This is a genomic window from Candidatus Methylomirabilota bacterium (genome assembly GCA_027293415.1).
Taxonomy (GTDB): Bacteria; Methylomirabilota; Methylomirabilia; order Methylomirabilales; family CSP1-5; genus CSP1-5.
Genome location: JAPUFX010000149.1, coordinates 1 through 2,891, shown reverse-complemented (window position 1 = coordinate 2,891; position 2,891 = coordinate 1). Strand labels below are relative to the sequence as shown.

The window sequence follows — 2,891 nt, the reverse complement described above, 5'->3', positions numbered from 1 at the left end:
AGGGGGGGGGATTGGATTCACCCTCTCGGGAAAAAACCGAGGAGCAGCGGCGGAAGAACCTGCAGGGAATAAGGGGCCTCATCGAGGGCATCGAGGAACGCCAGCGTCAGGAGAGAATGGGGTCAGCATGAGACGCCACCTCGACTTCGCCAAGCCGACTTTGTGGATTTGCCCCAAGTGCGGGACCGGGGTCAAGACGAGTGAGAACCAGCCGCGGTGTCGGGTGTACGGGTTTAGGGAGGGGCCGTCGTGAGAAGGACGCGACAGCCTTCCAAAGGACGCCCTGGGGACCCCTCCAAACCGCTCGCAGCGGCTGCTGATAGGCTCCGAGGCAGTGCAAGCACCGGTGCAAGCGGGGTGAAACCGGCGATTAATGCAGTGGTCAATAACCGACCCCAGTCCGCACAAGACACAGGTCAGGTTCGGCTTCTGACCGTCCCGCAGGTAGCTGAGTACCTCCAGGTAAGCGTTCGCCTGACTTGGCAATTGATCGAGCTGGGCAAGCTGCCGGTTGTTAGGATTGGCCGCTGCGTACGATTGATCCCTTCGGATCTTGATGCTTACGTAATCGAGAACAGGCGTGGGTCCCCTTGATTTGCCCGAGACGGCACAGGACAATGGGGGTGGAGGTGAAGATCTAATGCCGAGAATCCTTGCTGACAACAAACCCCGCCGTTACCGAGACCATCGGACGCAGACGGCGCGCCGATGGGCGGACGGATACAACGACATTGCGACCCGCTATCCTCCCCGGGATGGCCTTGGCCGTGCGCTGACTGCGATTGCCGCTGACTTCTACATGGACTACGTGGAACTTCGCTCGGCCGAGAGGACCGCCCAGAAGAAGAACTCGAGCCCGATTCGCAAGACGGCCGGTCTATTTCTTGCGACGTTGCGCGTTCTCGGTGGCGGATCCGGCAACGGGCACGGGGAAAAAGATCTCGCCAAACTTATCCAGGCCGCACAACGTGGAGCATCTGATAAAGGTGAATGACCTACTCCGATATGCGACCGATCCGGTTGCCTTCATTGATGACCTCGTGCAAAAGAACGAGCTGGGTCGGCCCTTTTATCTCCTGGACCATCAACGCGAGATTCTCCGGCTCGCCTTCACCTTCGACAAGGAGGAACGGCTAGCGTATGACACGATCATGTTCTCTTGCCCCAAGAAAAGCGGCAAGACGACGATCAACGCCGCGCTGGCCCTGTGGTGGGCATTCACGCAGGAGGCGCCCAACGAGATCCCTCTCGTCGCCAATGATTTTGAGCAGGCCGTCAGTAGGGTCTTCAAGGCGATGGTCGGCCTGATTCGCCACAATCCACAGCTCGCACAAAGTGCTGAGGTGCAGGTAGCTCGAGTTTTCATTTCAAACGGGACCGAGGTGAAGGCCATTTCTTCCGACTACCGTGGCGAGGCCGGGGGGAATCATGGGTTCACTTCATGGGATGAGTTGTGGGGCTACATCTCAGAGTCCTCGCGGCGGCTGTGGGAGGAGTTGACGCCTGTCCCGACCCGGCGCAACAGCATCCGGTTCATCACCACCTATGCCGGATGGGAAGGGGAATCACAGTTGCTCTGGGATCTTTACCGCCAGGGCGTCGGCAAGGAGGAGCATCCTGACGGCCAGGGCGAACGGATTCACCCAGACCTTCCGATCTACGCGAACTGCGAGGCACGTCTCTTTGTTTACTGCGACCACGAGGCACGCATGCCCTGGCAGACGCCCGAGTATTACGCGGCGCAGCGACGCAGCTTGCGACCGTCGGCTTACCTTCGCCTCCACGAGAACCGATGGACCGTAGCTGAAACTACCTTCATCACGCCAGAGTTCTTTGATCCGTGCGTGGACAAGAACCTTTCGCCCCTCCTCCCCACGCAGGAGTGTGCCTTGTACCTCGGAGTGGACGGAGCAATCAAAGGGGACACCGCCGCCGTTGTCGGCATTATCCGGGACGGAGAGAAGTTCCGGCTCGCCATACACCGAATCTGGCGCCCTTCCGCCAACGAGCCACTCGACTTAGAGGCGACCATTGAGGCCTACCTCCGGGAGGTCCACGAGCGGTATCACGTGCGGGCCATTTATTGCGACCCATTTCAGTTGCACCGGAGCATCACGACGCTCAAGGCAGCCGGTCTGCCGATCCGGGAGTTCCCACAGACGACCGCGAATACAACTAGGATGGGTCAAGCTCTTTTTGAACTGCTCAACGGTCGAAACATCCGCCTATATCCAAGCGAGGAACTGCGAGTCCAGGCCCTGAACACGGTCGCGGTGGAATCTCCTCGCGGCTGGCGAATCGCAAAGGAGAAGGCCTCGAAGAAGATCGATGCCATTGTCGCTCTCGCTATGGCGTGTGTGGCCGCGCTGGATCGTCCGGCGCTGCCTCCACTCATAATCGTCAGCGGGGATCAAGGCGTATTGACCCAAGAGCAGGCGGACCGGACTGAGGAAGAGCGGAAGCACGAGGCGGAGGAGACCGTGAGATCCGCGATCGTGGGACGGGGGGCCTACTTCCCGCAGGACTTCCGTTAGCGAGGCATAGGCGTGGCGCACAATCCCGACAACCTCCATCCCGTCCTCCATACCTCTGAGGACGAAACCCGCAACGTGAGAGATGCCCGCTGTGCCGGGCGTGCGAGCAGGTGAAAAAGGCTCCGAAGAGGCCCATCGAGATCCTAGGGCCGAGTAAGGGGTTGGTCTGAGACGGGTCTTTTTTTGGCCCAAATAAGCGTTTGAACGCATGCTGAGGACAAGATATGCTCTGTGCGACCTGCGGGACACCCTTTGAGCTGAAGCGGCCAGAGGGCCGTTTCTGTAGCGATAAGTGCCGGGCGACTGCCTGGCGGAAGCGGCGGGATCACATGGTCGTGGCAGCCCTGGGCGAGATCG

2 protein-coding genes are annotated in these 2,891 nt (G+C 60.0%); both read left to right on the top strand.

Annotation, left to right across the window (positions count from 1 at the left end):
- The first annotated feature begins 640 nt into the window (after positions 1-640).
- Positions 641-994: a hypothetical protein gene (locus O6929_10820; protein ID MCZ6480878.1), complete on the top strand. Its 354-nt coding sequence runs from the start codon at positions 641-643 to the stop codon at positions 992-994.
- The gene (locus O6929_10815; protein ID MCZ6480877.1) at positions 969-2,534 is read left to right on the top strand and encodes a hypothetical protein; all 1,566 of its coding nucleotides are present in this window, start codon (positions 969-971) and stop codon (positions 2,532-2,534) included. The genes O6929_10820 and O6929_10815 overlap by 26 nt, the downstream gene beginning before the upstream one ends.
- The last annotated feature ends 357 nt before the right edge of the window (positions 2,535-2,891 follow it).

Excerpts from the sequence above, each read along its gene's own strand:
- O6929_10820 (MCZ6480878.1), top strand. The coding sequence starts at position 641 with ATGCCGAGAATCCTTGCTGACAACAAACCCCGCCGTTACCGAGACCAT.